Raw genomic sequence first — 18,038 nt, 5'->3', positions numbered from 1 at the left:
TAAGAATTTTATCTTTAAAAATAAATTTACTCACTTTTTTTCCATGTATTAATATTATTAAAAATAAATACAATATATTTATATAGGTTTTTTTATAAATATATTATAAAGGTTGGAGGTTTTTAAATGTGGTTTAATAAAAGATCAGAAGATATAATTAATGAATTATCTTCTAATTTAATTAATGGTCTTTCTTCTTCTGAAGCTAAATCAAGGTTAGAGAAAAATGGCTTAAATAAGCTTCAAGGAAAAAAGAAAAAATCATTATTACAACTTTTTTTCTCTCAAATTAATGACGTAATGATATATATACTTTTAATTGCTTCTATTATTTCAGCTGTAGTTGGTGAAATAAGTGATGCAATAATTATACTAATTGTTATATTTATTAATGCCATTATTGGAGTAATACAAGAATCAAAGGCTGAAAAAGCTTTGGAAGCGTTAAAAAGCATGTCTACTCCTAAAGCCTTAGTAAGAAGAGATGGAAATGTTATTGAAATTCCCTCTGAAGAAGTTGTTGTAGGAGATATTATAGTTATAGATGCAGGAAGATATATTCCAGCAGATTTAAGGCTTATTGAGACTGCTAACTTAAAAATTGAAGAATCTGCTTTTACTGGTGAGTCTGTTCCAGCAGAAAAAAATTCTAATATTATATTGGATGACAAAGAAGTTCCAATAGGTGACCAACATAATATGGCATTTATGTCCACACTTGTTACTTACGGTCGTGGAGTTGGAATAGTAGTTAATACTGGCATGAATACACAAATTGGTAAGATTGCTAAAATGCTAGATGCAGAAGATGATAATACTACCCCACTTCAAAAGAAACTAGCTCAGCTAGGTAAAACTTTAGGATTTATTGCCGTTGGAATATCAATACTAATGTTTATAGTTTCTATATTTCAAGGAAGGGATATCTTAGAAATGTTTATGACATCTATAAGCTTAGCTGTTGCAGCTATTCCTGAAGGATTACCAGCTATTGTCGCAATTGTATTAGCACTTGGCGTTCAAAGAATGATAAAAGAAAATGCAATTATAAGAAAGCTTCCTTCTGTTGAAACCTTAGGATCTGTAAATATAATTTGCTCTGATAAAACAGGTACATTAACTATTAATAAAATGACAGTAAAAAAATATTATATTAATGGAGAAATTACGAATCTAGAAAATATAGATATAAATAATCATGAAACTAAACTTTTAGTTCATGGAATGATATTATGTAATGATGCTACTTCCAAAGATGGAATTCAAACAGGAGATCCTACAGAGGTTGCATTAATAGATGTAGGAAATAAAGTTAATATTTTTAAAGAGGATTTAAATAGAGAATTTAAAAGAATAAATGAAATTCCTTTTGATTCTGACAGAAAACTTATGACTACAGTAAATTCTTATAATGATAAGTATAATGTATTTACTAAAGGTGCTATAGACAGTATTTTAAAAATATCTAATAAAATCTTAGTTAATGGTGAAGTTAAGGAATTCACAAATAAAGAAAAAGACGAAGTTTTAAAAGCATCTAATTTAATGTCTGATGATGCACTAAGAGTTTTAGCCCTTGCTTATAAAAATATTGATAATGAACATGTTGCTATAGATGAATTAGAAAAAGATCTTATTTTTGTTGGGCTAATGGGAATGATTGATCCACCTAGAGAAGAAGTTAAGGGATCTATAGAATTAAGTAAAAAAGCTGGAATTAGAACTATAATGATAACTGGAGATCATAAAAATACTGCAGTAGCTATTGCTAAAGAACTTGGAATTGCAGAAGATATCTCTCAAGCTATGGCTGGAAGTGAAATTGATAGCTATTCAGATGAAGAGTTTACTAAAATTATTAATAATTATAGAGTATTTGCAAGAGTATCCCCTGAGCATAAAGTTAAGATAGTTAAAGCTTTTAAATCTTATGATAATATAGTCTCTATGACTGGTGATGGTGTTAATGATGCTCCTTCATTAAAAGCAGCTGATATAGGGGTTGCTATGGGAATAACAGGTACTGATGTTGCTAAGGGAGCCGCTGATATGGTATTAACGGATGATAATTTTACTACAATCGTTAAGGCTGTAGAGGAAGGTAGAAATATATTTAATAATATTAAGAAATCTATTATATTCCTTCTAAGTTGTAACTTAGGAGAAGTAGTAGCTTTATTTGTAGCAATATTATTAAATTGGCCTGCTCCACTATTACCTATTCATATTCTTTGGGTAAATTTAATAACAGATAGTTTTCCAGCATTATCCTTAGGTGTTGATCCTGGTGATAAAAGTGTAATGGATCTTCCTCCTAAAAGTCCAAAAGAAAGTTTATTTGCTGGAAGAATGGGGATTCTATTAATACTTAATGGTATATTAATAGGAGCTAATACTCTATTTGCTTTTGTATTAGGTGAATATTTATATCCTGAATCATTGAGACATGCTCAAACTATGGCTTTTGTAGTTCTTAGTGTTTCTCAACTTTTCTATTCTCTTTCAATGAGGAATGAAACTAAGTCATTATTCCAGGTTGGAATACTTAAAAATAAATGGCTAATTTGTTCCGTGTTATTCGGTATATTAATACAGTTTGCTATAATCACTATTCCATTTACAGCTACAATATTTAAAGTATATTCTCTGACTTTAAAAGATTGGGGAATAGTAATTTTAATTTCATTAATACCATTTGCTGTTAACGAAATAGTAAAGATATTCTTTAGAATAAGTGATAAAAAAAATTAAATAAATAATTAAAAAGGCACTTTCGTGCCTTTTTAATTATTTTGATACTGTGTAAAAATTTCCATCTAATAAAGTTCCATTATTCATAGAATAAATTTTATCTGCTACCTTTGTAGCAAAATCCATATCATGAGTTATTATAAGCATACTCATTCCATCCTTTGCGAGACTTCTTATTAGGTTTGCTACTTCTCCTGTTAATCCTGGATCTAAAGCTGATGTAGGTTCATCAAAACACATAAGCTTTGGGTTTAAAGCTAATGCTCTTCCAATTGCCACTCTTTGCTTTTGACCACCAGATAATTCATGAGGATAACTTTCAAGCTTATCACCTAATCCAAGAAAACTTAAAATTTCCTCAGCTTTTTTCTTAGCTTCCTCATCACTTTTTTTTAAAACTCTTTTAGGTGCTTCTATTAGATTTTCCAAAACACTCATATGTGGAAATAAATTGAAGTTTTGAAACACTAAACCTATATCTCTTCTTGCTTCATTAAACTCTTCCTTACTTTTATAATTACCATTTTCACATAAATATTTATTACCTATTTCTATGCTTCCATTATCACATAGTTCTAAGCCATTTATACATCTGAGTAATGTTGTTTTTCCACCACCGGAGGGTCCTACTATAACTGCTATTTCACCATTCTTTACTTCTAAATTTACACCTTTTAAAACTTCATTTTTTCCAAAGCTTTTTCTTAAATTTTTAATTTTTAGCATAGTATCCTCCTCCTTATTCATAATAATTAAATCTATTTTCTATATACTCTAAAATTTTAGTTATTAATCCATTAAATAATAAATATATTATTCCTACTACTACAAATGGCATTATAGAAGAAATTCTATTTGATGCTATTTTTGCAATTTTTAATAATTCATCTAAACCTACAACATAAATTAAAGCTGTATCCTTTACTAAAGTTACTACTTCATTAGCTACTGGTGGAAATATTCTTTTTAATGCTTGTGGCATTATAATTCTAAAGAATGTATCCTTTTTACTTAAACCTAGAACTTCTGCTCCCTCAAATTGACCTTTATCTATAGACAATATTCCTGCTCTAAATATTTCTCCAAAGTATGCTCCATAATTTAAAACCATTGCTAATACAGCTGATTGAAATCTTGGAATAGTTATATTTAATAAAGGCAATCCAAAAAATATAAATATAATTTGTAAAAGAAGAGGTGTTCCTCTTAATATTAATACATAAAATCCTGTTATTGATTTTATAAACTTTATTTTAGAAACTCTTCCTGATGCTATAATAACACCTAATGGAATAGATAAAATAAGCGTAACTGCAAATATCTCTATTGTTACTTTTAATCCTCCTAAAGCTTCTGGAATAAAAGTCATTATTTCATTTATTAACTCCAAAGTAAACACCTCTCCTGTCCTTTTTTATTTTGCTATTATATCATCGCCGAACCATTTTTTGGATATTTCTCCAGCAATACCTTCTTCAACTAATTCATTAAAAGCTTTATTGAATGCTTCAACTAATTCTGTATCATCTTTTCTCATTCCTACAGCATAAGCTTCTTTTCCAAAGTCTTCGTCTAATACCTTGTACTTATCAGAACCTCTTTGATTTATATAATATTTAGCTAATATTTCATCAGCAACAACTGCATCTAATCTCCCTGCTTCTAAATCCATTAAGGCTTCATTATTAGTATCAAAAGTAATAACTTCTCCATCCTTAAAAGTACTTATTATATCTCCATCTGCTTCTATTGCATCAATAGCACTTGATTCACTTTGAGCTCCTACTATCTTTCCTTCTAAATCTGCTTTAGTATTTATATCCGAGTCTGCTAATGTTATTATAACTTGTCTATTATTCAAATATGGAGTTGAAAAAGCAACTTTTTTTTCTCTTTCTTCTGTTATACTATAACCATTCCATATAAAATCTATATTTCCATTATTAAGTTCAGTTTCTTTCATAGTCCAATTAATAGGTTGAAAGACTATTTCTTTTCCTAGCTTTTTACCAATTTCTTTTGCAAGTTCTATATCAAAACCTGTATATTCTCCATTCTCATCTTTAAATCCCATTGGAACAAAGGTATCATCAAATCCTAGAACTAGTTTCTCCTTATCCAAGGTACTTTCTGTATTTTTTTCTTTACAAGCTATTAATGTGAATGGCAATACTGATAATAAACCTAATACTAAAATTCTCTTCTTTATTTTTAAATTCATTTTTATATCCCCCTAATATTGTAGTTAATGTTAAAATTTTTACACCACTTTTTCTATTTACTACTTTATCATAGTGAAGTAATAAAGTCAATAAAAATACGATAATTTTTTCTTATCGTATTTTTATTAATATATGATTATCTTTTTAAACTTCCACCATTAGTTGCTATAACTTCTTTGTACCAGTTAAAACTCTTCTTCTTATATCTTTCTAAAGTTCCAGTTCCATCATCGTTTCTATCAACATATATGAAACCATATCTTTTCTTAAGTTCAGCAGTAGATGCAGATACTAAATCTATACATCCCCATGTAGTGTATCCCATAAGCTCAACACCATCTTCTATTGCTTCTGCAACTTGTACTAAATGATCATTTAAGTAATTAATTCTATAATCATCATTTACAGTCTTATTTCCATTTTCATCTGTAATTAATTCATCTACAGCTCCAAGGCCATTCTCAACTATGAATAAAGGCTTTTGATATCTATCATAATAGAAGTTTAGTATATATCTTAAACCTTCTGGATCTATTTGCCATCCCCAATCTGATGCTTTTAAATATGGATTTGGAACTCCTGAAATTAGGTTTCCTTTACCAGCTTTATTTTTTTCTGGATCTGCGGTTGCACATGAGCTCATATAGTAGCTAAATGAAATAAAGTCTACTGTATTTTTAAGTATTTCTGCATCTCCTTCTTCAAACTTAATTTCAATATTATTTTCCTTAAAGTATCTATTCATGTATTTTGGATATTCTCCTCTTGCATGAATATCTGCAAAGAAAAGATTTTGTCTATCTTGCTCTAAAGTTTTTAATACATCACTTGGCATTGGAGTTAATGGATAATTTGGTACACCTAAAATCATGCATCCAATCTTAAAATCTGGATTTATTTCATGACCAATCTTAACTGCTAATGCGCTTGCAACTAATTCATGATGCATAGCTTGGTATAAATCTTGTTTACTTAACTTTTCCTTTGGAGTCCATATTCCAGCACTCATTAAAGGAAAATGTAATGCTGAATTAATTTCATTAAATGTTAACCAGTATTTTACCTTATCTTTATATCTTGTAAATACAGTTCTTACATAATTCTCAAAGAATCCTATAAGTCTTCTATCTGTCCACCCATCATAATTTTTAGCTAATGCTAACGGCGTTTCATAATGCGATAAAGTAACTAATGGCTCTATTCCATACTTAGCTAATTCATCAAAAACTTTATCATAGAATTCTAATCCTTTTTCATTTGGTTCTTTATCATCACCATTTGGGAATATTCTTGACCATGCAATAGAAAGTCTAAATGTCTTAAATCCCATTTCTGCAAATAACCTTATGTCTTCTTTATATCTATGATAAAAATCTATACCTACAAGTTTCATATTATCTTCTGTTGGTTCCTCAGTTGCTGGACCAGTTATCCCCTTTGGCATTACATCTTGAATTGATAATCCCTTACCATCTTCGTTATATGCTCCTTCAAATTGGTTAGCTGCTGTAGCTCCTCCCCATAAAAATCCTTCTGGAAACTTAATCATTTTAACAACCTCCATTTTATTTGGAGCTGTCGTATAGACAGCTCCAACTCTTAATTTAAATTTACTTTATTGCTTTAATTAATTCATCTTTTTCTTTAACATCTCTATCTATTAAAGATAATATATCTTTATAGTCATGTGTGTTTGTAACTAGTACTGGTGTAATTACTTCATATCCTTCTTTTTTAATTTCTTCTATATCAAATTCTACTAGTAAATCTCCAGCCTTAACTCTATCCCCACTCTTTACATGGGCAATGAAGTGTTTTCCACCTAATTTAACTGTATCTAACCCTATATGAATTAATATTTCTACTCCATTATCTGAAGTTAATCCAATAGCATGTTTTGTTTCAAATAGTGCAGAAATAGTTCCATCTACTGGAGCAACAGCTCTTCCTACTGTTGGTATTATAGCTGCTCCTTTTCCCATTATCTCCTCAGAAAATGTAACATCATTCACTTGTTTTAAAGAAACAGCTTTACCTTCTATAGGTGATAATACAATTAAGTTTGATTCGCTTTTAACTTCTTCAACTATAATTTCTTTACTTACTTCTTTAAGATCATCTTTCTCTTCTTCATTTTCTGGATCTTCAAAACCTAATATCCAAGTTAATACAAACGCAAGTACAACTGTAATTCCTAATGTTATTAATGCATTTATAAAGTTAGAACCACCATTTGGATCTATAAATTGAACTAAAGATATTAACGCTGGTGTAGCAAAAACATAGCATTTTAGTCCTACAAATCCTGCATATAACCCTGAAACTCCACCTGCAATCATACATGCATATAATGGCTTTTTATATTTTAAAGTTACACCATACATAGCTGGTTCTGTAACACCTGCAAGAAATGCTGAAATACTTGAAGCTCCTGCAACTTGTTTTAAATCCTTATTTTTTGACTTAAAAAATACTGCTAAACATGAAGATGCTTGTGCTAGGTTTGAACATAACATACCAACTAATAATAAAGCATCAAATCCAATATTAGGATTGTTTATATTCATTATTGATAGTGGAACGAACGCCCAGTGCATACCTGTCATAACTAAAAGTGGCATTAATGAACCCATTATCATAATTGCAAGCCATCCTGCTTTATCATAAATAAATACCATTGCACTTGATAATGCTTCTCCTGCATAGAATCCTATTGGTCCAATAACTATTAAAGCAATTGGTAAAGCAATTAATAATGTTAACATCGGTTTTAAGAAGTTCTTTGTAACTGCTGGAGTAATTTTATCTGCTAATTTTTCTACATATTGCATTACCCATGCCATCATAATTACTGGAATTACTGAATAAGCATAACTAGCTGACGCTACTGGTAATCCAAATAAAGAAATCTTTTCACCTGCATCAACAAGCCCTATAAAATCTGGATATATCATAACACCAATTACTGCTGCTAAAGTATATGGATTTATATTAAACTTTTTAGATGATGAAATTACTAAAATAAGTGGTAAAAAATAAAATGTTGCATCACCTAATGCACTTAATATTGCATATGTTTGACTAGTATCTGATAGTATTCCTATCATAGGTAATATAACTAATAAAACCTTTATCATACCTGCACCAATAATAGCTGGCATTGTTGCAGACATACAACCTGAAACTATATCTAATATACTATTGATAATTCCTTTTTTCTCTTTTACTTCACTTGAATTACTTTCTTGAAAATTTCCAAGTTTAATTAATTCTTTATAACAACTTCCTACATTATTGCCTATAATAACTTGATATTGTCCACCTTGTCTAGCTACACCCATGACACCTTTTATTTTCTTTATAGCGTCATCATCAGCTTTGCTTTCATCTTTTAATGTGAATCTAAGTCTTGTCATACAGTGCTGTACACTATTAACATTACTTTCTCCACCTATCTTTTCCAATATTTTCTTTGCAACTATTGCATAATCCATTTTTATTCCTCCATTTAAAATATATAAATTTTAATGAAGTAAAGCCCATAACACAGAAATTATTCTGCTTACGGTAACTACCTTGCATAATTAAGCTAAAAAAATCTAAGAAATATAGATGAGCGCTCAAAATCTATAATTTCTATGAATAGCCTACATTATTAGTATCAATCCTAATAAAATTAATCTTCTTTTACTATTCTTTGTATATGTACTGTTAAATACATCATTTCTTCATCTGAAATTTCATGTTCAAACTCTTTTAATATATATTTTCCAACTTTTTCAGCACATAAATACGCATCTTTATATTGGATTTTTATCATTTCACAAAAATTAGTGTCATCACTTTTCATAACTTTTCCACTAAGCATTCTTTGTGCAAAAAATTTTAAATGTGTTATAAATCTTTCATAATGAAGTGAGTATTCATCTAATTCTATATTGAAATGAAACTTAACTATATTTAAAATATTTTGAATCATTTTTGTTATGTCTAAAGTATCATTCATATCTCGCGAATTAAGCTGCGCATTAACTATATGCATTGCTATAGATGCTGCTTCACCTTCTGGAAGTTCAACATTTAGACGTTTTCTTATAATGCCTAAAGCCTCTTTACCAATTAGAAATTCATGATTATAAAATCTTTTTATTTCCCATAATAAGGCATTTTCAAAATTTAAGCCTTGCTTATATCTTTCAATTGCAAAGCTTATGTGATCAGTTAATGAAATATAAATATTATCATTTAACTTTTTACCTAAAGAATATTTTGCATAAGAAATTATTTCATTTGAAGTCTGAATATACTCTAAAGGGATTTCAGAAAGTAACGCCATTAATTTATTACAATCATTTTTATTCTCAATAGAATAAATTTTTTCTATCTTGCTTTGATCTACTATGTCACCAATTTTCTTTTGAAAACCTAAGCCACATCCCATAACAAGAACTTCTTTTCCATTATTATCAAATGTTCTAATTAAATTATTGTTTATTATTTTATCAATTTTCATTATCTTCCTCCCTTTAACAGATTTTTGAGTATAAAAAAAGACCATACCCAAATAAAATAATATCTAGCATAGATACTATTAATAATTTGGTAAAGCCTGCATAACCAGTAACAACCCATATTTTTATTAAATTCACATTTATATTATCACATGAAATTTATACTGTCAACCTTACCAAATTAGTAAAAATTTCATTTACTAAGCCCTAAATTTTGTTATAAAAATAGCGCCTACCTAATTAAGTAAGCGCTAATACCTTAAATAAATTTTAATATATTAAACATACATTTATTACTTTAATCTAGTTCCTTCTTTTTCTTGAACTATTTTTCCTTCCTTCATAAGACCACCTAAAGCCATTTTAAAGTAATTTTTACTTGTATTAAATGTAGCTTTTATATCTTCTGGATTAGATTTATCATTAAAAGGCATAAATCCACCATTTTTCTTTAAATATTTTAATATATCCTCTTGAATCTTTTCTCTTTCATTCAATCTAGTTTTTCTAGGAGTTAATCCTATAATACCATCTTCATATATTCTTTTAACTCTTAACTTCATTTCAGTTCCAGGATATATCTCCATATAATATTCATTAGGTAAAATTAAGCCCTTATATTTACCATCAATTGCAACATGAACAGTACCACCTTCAGTTTTTCCATAAACTTGTGCTATTACTTCATCTCCAATTTTATATTCTTTACCTTCTTCTACAGCATTTAAAATATAGTCTCCTACTTCTGTAGTTGCTGCTAATCTTCCTGTTTTATCTAAGTAAACATAAAATAAATATTTACTTCCTGTATGAAGCTTAAATCTTTGTTCTTTCATTGGTACAAAAATATCTCTATCTAATCCAAAATCGACAAAAGCACCAAAATCTGTTTGGAAAACTACTTTTAAATACCCTACTTCACCAACAGTTACTAATGGCTTTTTAAAGGTTGCTATAGGTCTATCTTTTGAATCTCTATATACAAAAACTTCTAACTTATCTCCAATATTTATTTCTTTTTTTTCTGTCATTGATTTAGGTAGTAATACCTCAACTTTTCCCTCATCACCTAAATAATATCCAAAGTCCTTTTCTCTCTTGACTTCTAATAAATTATAATCACCTATGTTAATCATTTTTCCTCCTGGCTTTATAAGTATTTCTTACTAATTTCCACATAATTCTTTGAAGATTGCGCTATACTTTTAATTTCATCTTCAGTTAATTTTCTTACAACCTTAGCAGGACTTCCCATAATAAGAACTCCTTCTTCAAAAACCTTATTTTGAGTTACTAAAGATCCTGCTCCGACAATACTATTCTTTGATATTTTAGCTCCATTTAGTATTATAGATCCCATTCCAATTAAAACATTATCTGCAATTTCACATCCATGAATAATTGCTCTGTGACCTATTGTCACATTATTTCCTATATTAGTTTCATAATCAAAATCTACATGTACAACAGAGTTTTCTTGAATATTAGTATTTTCTCCAATATGAATTTTACTCATATCTCCTCTTATTGTAGTTCCAAACCAAATATTAGCATTCTTTTCAATAACAACGTCTCCTATTATATCAACACTTTCTGAAATATAGCAAGTTTTATCTATAACTGGTTTAACTCCATTAAAATCTAAAATCATTTTTATAACCTCCCAAATAAATTTATACTTAAAGATATTTTATCACTACTTAATATTATTGTCATTATTTATACTTCTTAAATACTATATATAGATAGATAATAATTTGTTAAGGAGTTTAAGTTGGGAAAAAAAAGAAGTAAAGATATAACAACCTTTGATAAATCTGATTTTAAATACTATTATGGAATCCCTCATTGCCATACAGAATATTCTACTGGTAAGGGTTCCCCTTCTGAAGCCTATGAATATGCCTATAAATCAGGTTTAAATTTTATGTTCATAACTGATCATAACTCCTATCTTTCAGATGAAGTATATATTAAAGATAATAAACATTCAAAGTTTCAGGGAACTAAAATTTATGCTTCTAGAATAAGAAAGAAATATAGTGACTTTTTGCCTTTAGTCGGCTTTGAGAGCAAAACTAGCCTCTATGGAGATTTAAATATAATTAATTCAAATAATTATTTTACTGGAACTGTACGAGACTTAAAAATATTAGCCTTATGGATGCTTAATAATCCTGACGCCTTTATATCAATTAATCACCCTCATAAAAATATAAAGAATCTACATTATAATGAATTATTAAATAAATTAATCACTTCAATTGAAGTAGGTAATGGAAGTATTGATGGAAAATATACACGTCATGATAAATACTATTATAACTTATTAGATGCCGGTTGGCTAATTGGAGCAATTAACGGACAAGACAATCATAAAATTAACTTTGGAGATTCAGAAAACCTAACAGTTTGTATCTGTAATAGTCTTTCATCAGCCAACATTATTTCTGCATTTAGAGAGAGGAGAACTTATTCAACTGAATCTAGATATTTAAGGTTTTATTTTACTATTAATGATGTATTCATGGGTGAAGAAATTAATATTACTTCTACTAAACTTAGATTTATGATATTCGCTGAAGACATAAAATATAAAATTAGAGAAATTCAAATAATAAGTAATAATGGTAAAATTATAAGATCTATTGAAAACATAAATTTAAATAGTATTAAGTATCTTTATGAGCATAAAAATGAAAAAAATGAAACATGGTATATTATTAAAATAATTGAAGATGATAATAAGGTAGCCTTCAGCTCTCCTATTTTTATAAATAATAATGACATTTTAAATTGAAATAAACATGGCATTCAATAAAAGAATGCCATGTTTATTTTCAAAATTATTATTTTTTTTGATTTTGCATATGTTTAACTCTGTTTGGTTTAGCCTTAGGTCTAATTTCAATTTTCTTTTCCTTTTTCTTAGGACCACCTGTACTTTGAATATCAATAAACCACATAAAGAACCAAACGACTACTAAAGTAAATATCGCACTTATCCATATATTTTGTTTACCAAAAAAGAATTGTAATACAAATAAAACTAATGATATCCCTAATGGAATCCATTTGTTTATTCTTACTCTTGAAAATACATACTTTCTACCTAATGTAAATAATAAAATCATTGATAGAATTAGGAATGCAAAATATGCTATAGTAAATAGTATGCCCACGATATACTTCCTCCTTTTAAAGATTCTATATACTATATTAAAAGAAATACTCCATCTTTTCAAGACATATAAATTTAATTATTTGTAACATTAAAACATTTACTAATATATTGGAAATTATAATACAAATTTTAGTAATATAATAAAATTTTGAATTTTATTTATTAAATTTATTATAATTCCCTTCTATTTTAATTAATTATTTGATAGAATATACTAAGAAATTATAAAATGTTAAAATGAGGTGGTCTTATGAGCTTAAATTTAACTTCACAGTTAGACGAATTAGATTTACAGATATTAGACTTATTAATAAAAGATTGTAGAACTCCCTACTTAGAAATAGCTAGAATTTGCCATGTAAGTGGAGGTACTATCCACGTAAGAATGAAAAAAATGGAGGAGCTTGGAATAATTAAAGGAACAAGAATACTTTTAAATTTGCCTAAGCTAGGTTATGACGTATGTTGTTTTGTTGGAATATACGTAGACAAGACCTCTTCATTTAATTCTGTATTTGAGGAACTTTCTAGAATTAAAGAGGTTGTAGAAATACATTTAACTACTGGTAATTATTCTATATTAACTAAGGTTGTATGCAAAAACATCTCAGACCTTCAAGATATATTATTAAACAAAATCAATTCTATTACTGGAATACAAAGAACTGATACAATTATATCTTTAGATCAACCTATAGATAGAAATATTACTATATAATGCATAATTTCTTCTCTCTTGGTCAAACTACTTATGTAGTCTATTAATAAGGGAGGATTATTATGAAAGTTTTAGATTCAATCGTTCTTATTTTAGTTATAATTGGAGCTGTTAACTGGGGATTAATTGGATTTTTCCAATATAATCTAGTTAATGGTTTATTTGGCTCAATGCCTGCTTTAGAAAGAATTATTTATGCCTTAGTAGGTGTTGCTGGATTATACTCCATTTCATTTTTTGCTAAAAGTAAATATACAGATTCTATTGAATAATTATGACTTAATTAATAAGGAAGTGTAAAACTTCCTTATTAATTTTACAAATTATTTATATTTGAAAATCTATATCCTGATTGATCTGTTAGGTTTACTATATTCTTTAATATTGAGTTATCATCATATTTACATACTATATTACCATCATTATCAACAGATACATCTATACTATTGATTTCTATGCTTAAATGATAAAACAAACTAAACTCTTGATTTTTGTCTCTATTTTTTATTCTCTCTATCATGGATTCACCAGTATTATCATCTACATACCCTAGAGGTGTTGGTATATACTTAGTAATTTCGTTATTAGCACTAGTTATAATATTAGCATTGTAAACTCCTATTGCAGGTTCATATAGTATTTTAAAATATTCTTCAAATATCTTCTGTTCATCTGCTGTTGTTCTATAATGTGGTGTTTCCCAATAAGTAATAGGTATATTAAGATTATTAGCTACAGTTATAGCACTTTCAACCTTTCTTCTTATTTCCTCTGAGTCAGTACATCCTCCATCTCCAAATTCGAATCCAGTAACACTATTACTATCTTCATATTGATGTGTATATCCATGTAATCCTATAGTCCCTCCCCTATTAACTATATAATCTAATGTAAAAATAAAATTTGAATTTTCCATAGAATCATTTTTAGATATATCATTATCCAAATTACAATCATGATTAATGTATCTAGGTATCCATGAAATGCTAAAATCCTGATTTTCATCTTTCATATAATCAACAACTGCTCTAACCTTTTCCAAAGCAGATTTGCTAAGATAAACATCTCCTGCTGTAAAATCTTCAAATCTTATATATGCATTTTTTTTATTTGAATTTCTCTTTATATTTACATCTTTTTCTATAGACTTTTCCGATATATAAATCTTATTATTATCATAATCCCAAAAAGTATTAAGATTTAAAATTTCACATAAATCAAAGAAGGAAATATAATAATCATTACTTTTTTTAAATATACCTCCCCTTAATTGTTTAATTGTATTATCTTCATAGTAAGTTTTATCTGTAATATCTAGATCTGCAATATTACCTACTTTAATATTATCACCATCTATTTCTTCAGTTTCGCCAAAATATTTTATAAAATCAGATATAGCTATATATATTCTATTATTTTCATATAAAACCTCATCTTTAAAATTCATTGTTTCATTATTTAAGATAAATGAAATATTATATGGAACCTTTTTTATTTCTTTACTACTATTATCTGAAGAACTTAGTGTTCTTATAAATTCTTGTCCTCTAGTATTGTGATAGCTATAGTTTATTCCATAACTTTTATATACTGGAAAATTAAATAAAGAAATTATAATTACTATCATTAATATAATTGAATAAACCTTCTTCTTCCTCACTTATATCCCCTCCTAGATTAATATAAAAATCATTAAAATAATAATCTTTTATAATCCCCTAAAAAATAATAAATAATAGAATTATTTTACAATAAAAAAAGTCTACTTTTAAAGTAGACTTTATTAAATATTTATTTCATTTTCTTAATTATATCGAATAATTCTATCGCAGCATTTCTTGGGCCATCTTTTTCTTGTCCTTCTAATGCAAGACAAGTCTTAATTTGTCCAACCCTAACTGTACCATTAAACATTGCATCAAAATATCTTTCAATTAATTCATTAGTTTCTTCTTGCTTTTGAGCAGGACCAAATGGATTTGCAAAGTAACTCTCAACTAGTCCTTTTTCTGAAGTAGTTCCTTTCGCCATTCTAGCTCCTGATTTAAATACCTTTATTGCATCTGCTGGAGTCTTAAAATACTCAATTGATTTTTCTCCTTCTTTTACTTCTGTATAGTTATTTGCATACAAGAATAAATCAACTTCATATCCTTTAACAATTTCCTTATATGGCGCAACCGGCATAACTAATCTTGCGTTAATCTTATCTGGATTCATAAATATACTTCTATCTATTTCTTTAAAAGCATATCCTTGGTCTAAGTCATCTAATCTAACAAAAGCACCAATTTCAGTTCCATATCCATAAATCTTTCCATCTATTTCTTTAAATGTTCCCATATCATCAAATATTACAGTCATATTACTAATATAATCTTCACTTAAAGTCCTAAATGCCTCTAGACTTTCTGACTTACCAGCACCACTATCTCCCATAATTACTACGTTAGCAGTCTTTCCATCCTTAAGTACTATGTTAACCATTGCTCCATGAATTGGTAGATATCCTCTTTTAATCATTACTAAGTTATGAAGTGTTAATGTCATCTTCTTCATATATCCAAAATAATCTATTTCTTCTGAGTGATTTACATATCCCACCATTATATCATTTTCTTTATCATCATAGAATACTGTTTTCTTATCTCCATAATTATCCTTTGCACCAAAAACATAAACTAAATCTGGCTTCTTCCCTCTATATTCTTCTACTCTTGCCATTTCAAATAAATTACATAATGTTATTCCATGTTGCATAAAATCTCTATGGAAATATATAAATGCTAGTAACTCACCAACCTTAGCAGGATAACAGAACCAATGATCCTTATTTAAAGTTGAATTGACTAATGGATTATAATTAACTTCACTAAACATACCACTTCTTGTGTTTTTCTTTGGATATGTTATAAATGGTGTTTCTAATAATATACTATCTATAAATTCGATATCTTCAAGAGCCTCATATCCCTTTGGTAATGGCCATAAAACCTTATTAATTATAACAGATGCATTTCCACCTACTGGAATTTGTCTAAACACATTAGGCTTATATCCTAATACATTTTTCTCTATTTTTCTGTATAATTTTATTATTAAATTAGATAATGCTGAGTTAGCCTGTGTAAAACTAACTGCTGATAATCCATTTTGTAACTTATTACTATGAATAACAGTATATCTTTCTAATGTTCTCCAGAATAAATATAAATCTTCTACAAATGCAATAAAATTATCTTTGTCAGAAAATAAATCTGAATAGCTAGGATTAGCTTCAACTATTTCCTCAACATTCATAACTGTGCAATACTTAAAAATCTTAACTAATGTGCTTAATACTTCATTTACATCTTCCGTTTTTAATTCTTGACTTAAATATCTCCAACTTAAAGTAAATTTCTTTTTTGACTTTTTTAAATAATTTTCTATAACTCGTCTAAAGCCCTCGCTTTCAACTAATTCCTCAAATGTGCTACAGTATTTAGCTGTAAAATTTATTAATACCTTATCATTACTTATAGAAAATTCTTTTCTCATAGATTTGCCCCCCCTTTTGAAATATATACAAAATAAAAATTTCATTTTAACGTTATTTTTTTATATTATAGCACATTTTCTGCAAGATTATAAAGACCGATTTTGCATTTTAAAAAATTTTTACGAATTTTTAATATTTCATTCCAAAGTAAACGTAATCACCTAAAAATTTAATGCTATTTTTTTATGATTTATTAAATACACGAATATTACCCTCTTCCTTTCCAATAAATATTTATATAGGTTCGAACATTTTTATTTTATTAGTTAATATAGTTATATAACAAAAGCTATATTATTAATATACTTAATAATATAGCTTCTTGATAATTATATTATTGATTAAGATTTTTTGCTACTACTTCTCTTACCTTTTCCATAAGCTTTTTTTCTTCTTCTCTAGTTAATTTATCTGTATAAATTGGTTCTCCAAATGTAACTGTTATATCTATAGGTTTAAATTTTCTGTCAATTTCAAAAGCTCTATATGCTCCATCTATTGAAACTGGAACTACTGGTGCCTTGGCCATAGTTGCAAGTTTCAAACTTCCTTTTTTAAACTCTCTAAGCTTTCCATCCTTACTTCTAGTTCCTTCTGGAAATATAGCCATACTATATCCATTCTTAATATTTTCAGCACCTTCTCTAATAACCTTAATTGCTTCTCTAGGATTTTCTCTATCTAAAGGAACACAATTGTACTTTCCCATCCAATAACCTATTACAGGTGCTTTAACCATTTCTTTTTTTGCTACAAACCCCATACACTTCCCAACTGAATCAATTAATAATGGTATATCTAATATACTTGTATGATTCCCAATATAACAACATGGCTGATTTGGTATATTTTTCTTTCCAACCACAGTAACATTCATTTTTATGGCTCTATGTATAGTATATCTAGCCCAGTCTTCACCAACTTTACCACTGTAGTCAATAGCTGCCTTCTCTCCCTTAGTTTTCTCTATATACCAACGTTTAATAGCTTTAAATTGCATAAATAACATATATAATCCATAATGCATAACCTTAAAGACTTTCATTATATTTGCTACCTCCATCTTATTTGCTTATATTTCATTATAATGTCTTACATTTTATTCTTCAAT

At 27.8% G+C, this 18,038-nt stretch carries 16 protein-coding genes; 4 read left to right on the top strand and 12 right to left on the bottom strand.

Annotated features, from left to right (window positions below; genetic code table 11):
• The first annotated feature begins 126 nt into the window (after window positions 1–126).
• Entirely contained in the window at window positions 127–2,751 is a 2,625-nt protein-coding gene (locus ACQPUY_RS05595; protein ID WP_430840086.1) for a calcium-translocating P-type ATPase, PMCA-type, read from the top strand.
• Window positions 2,752–2,787: 36 nt separating this feature from the next.
• Here the strand turns inward: ACQPUY_RS05595 and ACQPUY_RS05590 are convergent, their stop codons facing one another.
• The 8 genes from ACQPUY_RS05590 to ACQPUY_RS05555 form a co-directional block, all read right to left on the bottom strand.
• Complete coding sequence (locus tag ACQPUY_RS05590; RefSeq protein ID WP_430840084.1) at window positions 2,788–3,477, bottom strand: amino acid ABC transporter ATP-binding protein; 690 nt, start codon at window positions 3,475–3,477, stop codon at window positions 2,788–2,790.
• A gap of 13 nt (window positions 3,478–3,490) precedes the next feature.
• Window positions 3,491–4,132 (bottom strand): amino acid ABC transporter permease, encoded by a 642-nt coding sequence (locus ACQPUY_RS05585; protein WP_430840258.1) that lies wholly within the window; start codon window positions 4,130–4,132, stop codon window positions 3,491–3,493.
• A gap of 33 nt (window positions 4,133–4,165) precedes the next feature.
• A complete protein-coding gene (locus ACQPUY_RS05580; protein ID WP_430840082.1) occupies window positions 4,166–4,972 on the bottom strand; it encodes an amino acid ABC transporter substrate-binding protein in 807 nt (268 codons plus the stop codon).
• Window positions 4,973–5,109: 137 nt separating this feature from the next.
• Complete coding sequence (locus ACQPUY_RS05575; protein ID WP_430840080.1) at window positions 5,110–6,522, bottom strand: glycoside hydrolase family 1 protein; 1,413 nt, start codon at window positions 6,520–6,522, stop codon at window positions 5,110–5,112.
• Between the two features lie 61 nt (window positions 6,523–6,583).
• Window positions 6,584–8,467 carry a beta-glucoside-specific PTS transporter subunit IIABC gene (locus ACQPUY_RS05570; RefSeq protein WP_430840078.1) on the bottom strand — a complete coding sequence of 628 codons (1,884 nt, stop codon included), beginning with the start codon at window positions 8,465–8,467 and terminating at the stop codon, window positions 6,584–6,586.
• Window positions 8,468–8,649: 182 nt separating this feature from the next.
• Entirely contained in the window at window positions 8,650–9,486 is an 837-nt protein-coding gene (licT, locus tag ACQPUY_RS05565; protein ID WP_430840076.1) for a BglG family transcription antiterminator LicT, read from the bottom strand.
• 291 nt (window positions 9,487–9,777) lie between these two features.
• Entirely contained in the window at window positions 9,778–10,620 is an 843-nt protein-coding gene (locus tag ACQPUY_RS05560) for a CvfB family protein (RefSeq protein WP_430840074.1), read from the bottom strand.
• A 14-nt stretch (window positions 10,621–10,634) separates the two neighbouring features.
• Window positions 10,635–11,135 (bottom strand): gamma carbonic anhydrase family protein, encoded by a 501-nt coding sequence (locus ACQPUY_RS05555; RefSeq protein ID WP_430840072.1) that lies wholly within the window; start codon window positions 11,133–11,135, stop codon window positions 10,635–10,637.
• A 123-nt stretch (window positions 11,136–11,258) separates the two neighbouring features.
• On the opposite strand from ACQPUY_RS05555, the gene ACQPUY_RS05550 reads away from it, so the two are divergent.
• Window positions 11,259–12,284 (top strand): CehA/McbA family metallohydrolase, encoded by a 1,026-nt coding sequence (locus tag ACQPUY_RS05550; RefSeq protein ID WP_430840070.1) that lies wholly within the window; start codon window positions 11,259–11,261, stop codon window positions 12,282–12,284.
• A gap of 49 nt (window positions 12,285–12,333) precedes the next feature.
• Here ACQPUY_RS05550 and ACQPUY_RS05545 read toward each other — a convergent pair whose 3' ends face one another.
• Window positions 12,334–12,666, bottom strand: coding sequence for a hypothetical protein (locus ACQPUY_RS05545; RefSeq protein ID WP_430840068.1), 333 nt, complete (start codon window positions 12,664–12,666; stop codon window positions 12,334–12,336).
• A gap of 252 nt (window positions 12,667–12,918) precedes the next feature.
• Between ACQPUY_RS05545 and ACQPUY_RS05540 the strand changes: the two genes are divergently transcribed.
• Together ACQPUY_RS05540 and ACQPUY_RS05535 are read left to right on the top strand one after the other, a co-directional pair.
• Window positions 12,919–13,386: an Lrp/AsnC ligand binding domain-containing protein gene (locus ACQPUY_RS05540; protein WP_430840066.1), complete on the top strand. Its 468-nt coding sequence runs from the start codon at window positions 12,919–12,921 to the stop codon at window positions 13,384–13,386.
• 62 nt (window positions 13,387–13,448) lie between these two features.
• Window positions 13,449–13,658: a DUF378 domain-containing protein gene (locus ACQPUY_RS05535; protein ID WP_430840063.1), complete on the top strand. Its 210-nt coding sequence runs from the start codon at window positions 13,449–13,451 to the stop codon at window positions 13,656–13,658.
• 44 nt (window positions 13,659–13,702) lie between these two features.
• On the opposite strand, the gene ACQPUY_RS05530 is transcribed toward ACQPUY_RS05535, so the two are convergent.
• The 3 genes from ACQPUY_RS05530 to ACQPUY_RS05520 all read right to left on the bottom strand — a co-directional run bounded on the left by ACQPUY_RS05530 (window position 13,703) and on the right by ACQPUY_RS05520 (window position 17,972).
• Window positions 13,703–15,046, bottom strand: coding sequence for a DUF2334 domain-containing protein (locus ACQPUY_RS05530; protein ID WP_430840062.1), 1,344 nt, complete (start codon window positions 15,044–15,046; stop codon window positions 13,703–13,705).
• Between the two features lie 131 nt (window positions 15,047–15,177).
• Complete coding sequence (locus ACQPUY_RS05525; protein ID WP_430840060.1) at window positions 15,178–16,926, bottom strand: phosphoenolpyruvate carboxykinase; 1,749 nt, start codon at window positions 16,924–16,926, stop codon at window positions 15,178–15,180.
• 335 nt (window positions 16,927–17,261) lie between these two features.
• Complete coding sequence (locus ACQPUY_RS05520; protein ID WP_430840058.1) at window positions 17,262–17,972, bottom strand: lysophospholipid acyltransferase family protein; 711 nt, start codon at window positions 17,970–17,972, stop codon at window positions 17,262–17,264.
• Between the last annotated feature and the right edge of the window lie 66 nt (window positions 17,973–18,038).

The organism is Clostridium nigeriense (assembly GCF_050585245.1).
Taxonomy (GTDB): domain Bacteria; phylum Bacillota; class Clostridia; order Clostridiales; family Clostridiaceae; genus Clostridium; species Clostridium nigeriense_A.
This window is presented reverse-complemented; position numbering and strand designations above follow the sequence as displayed.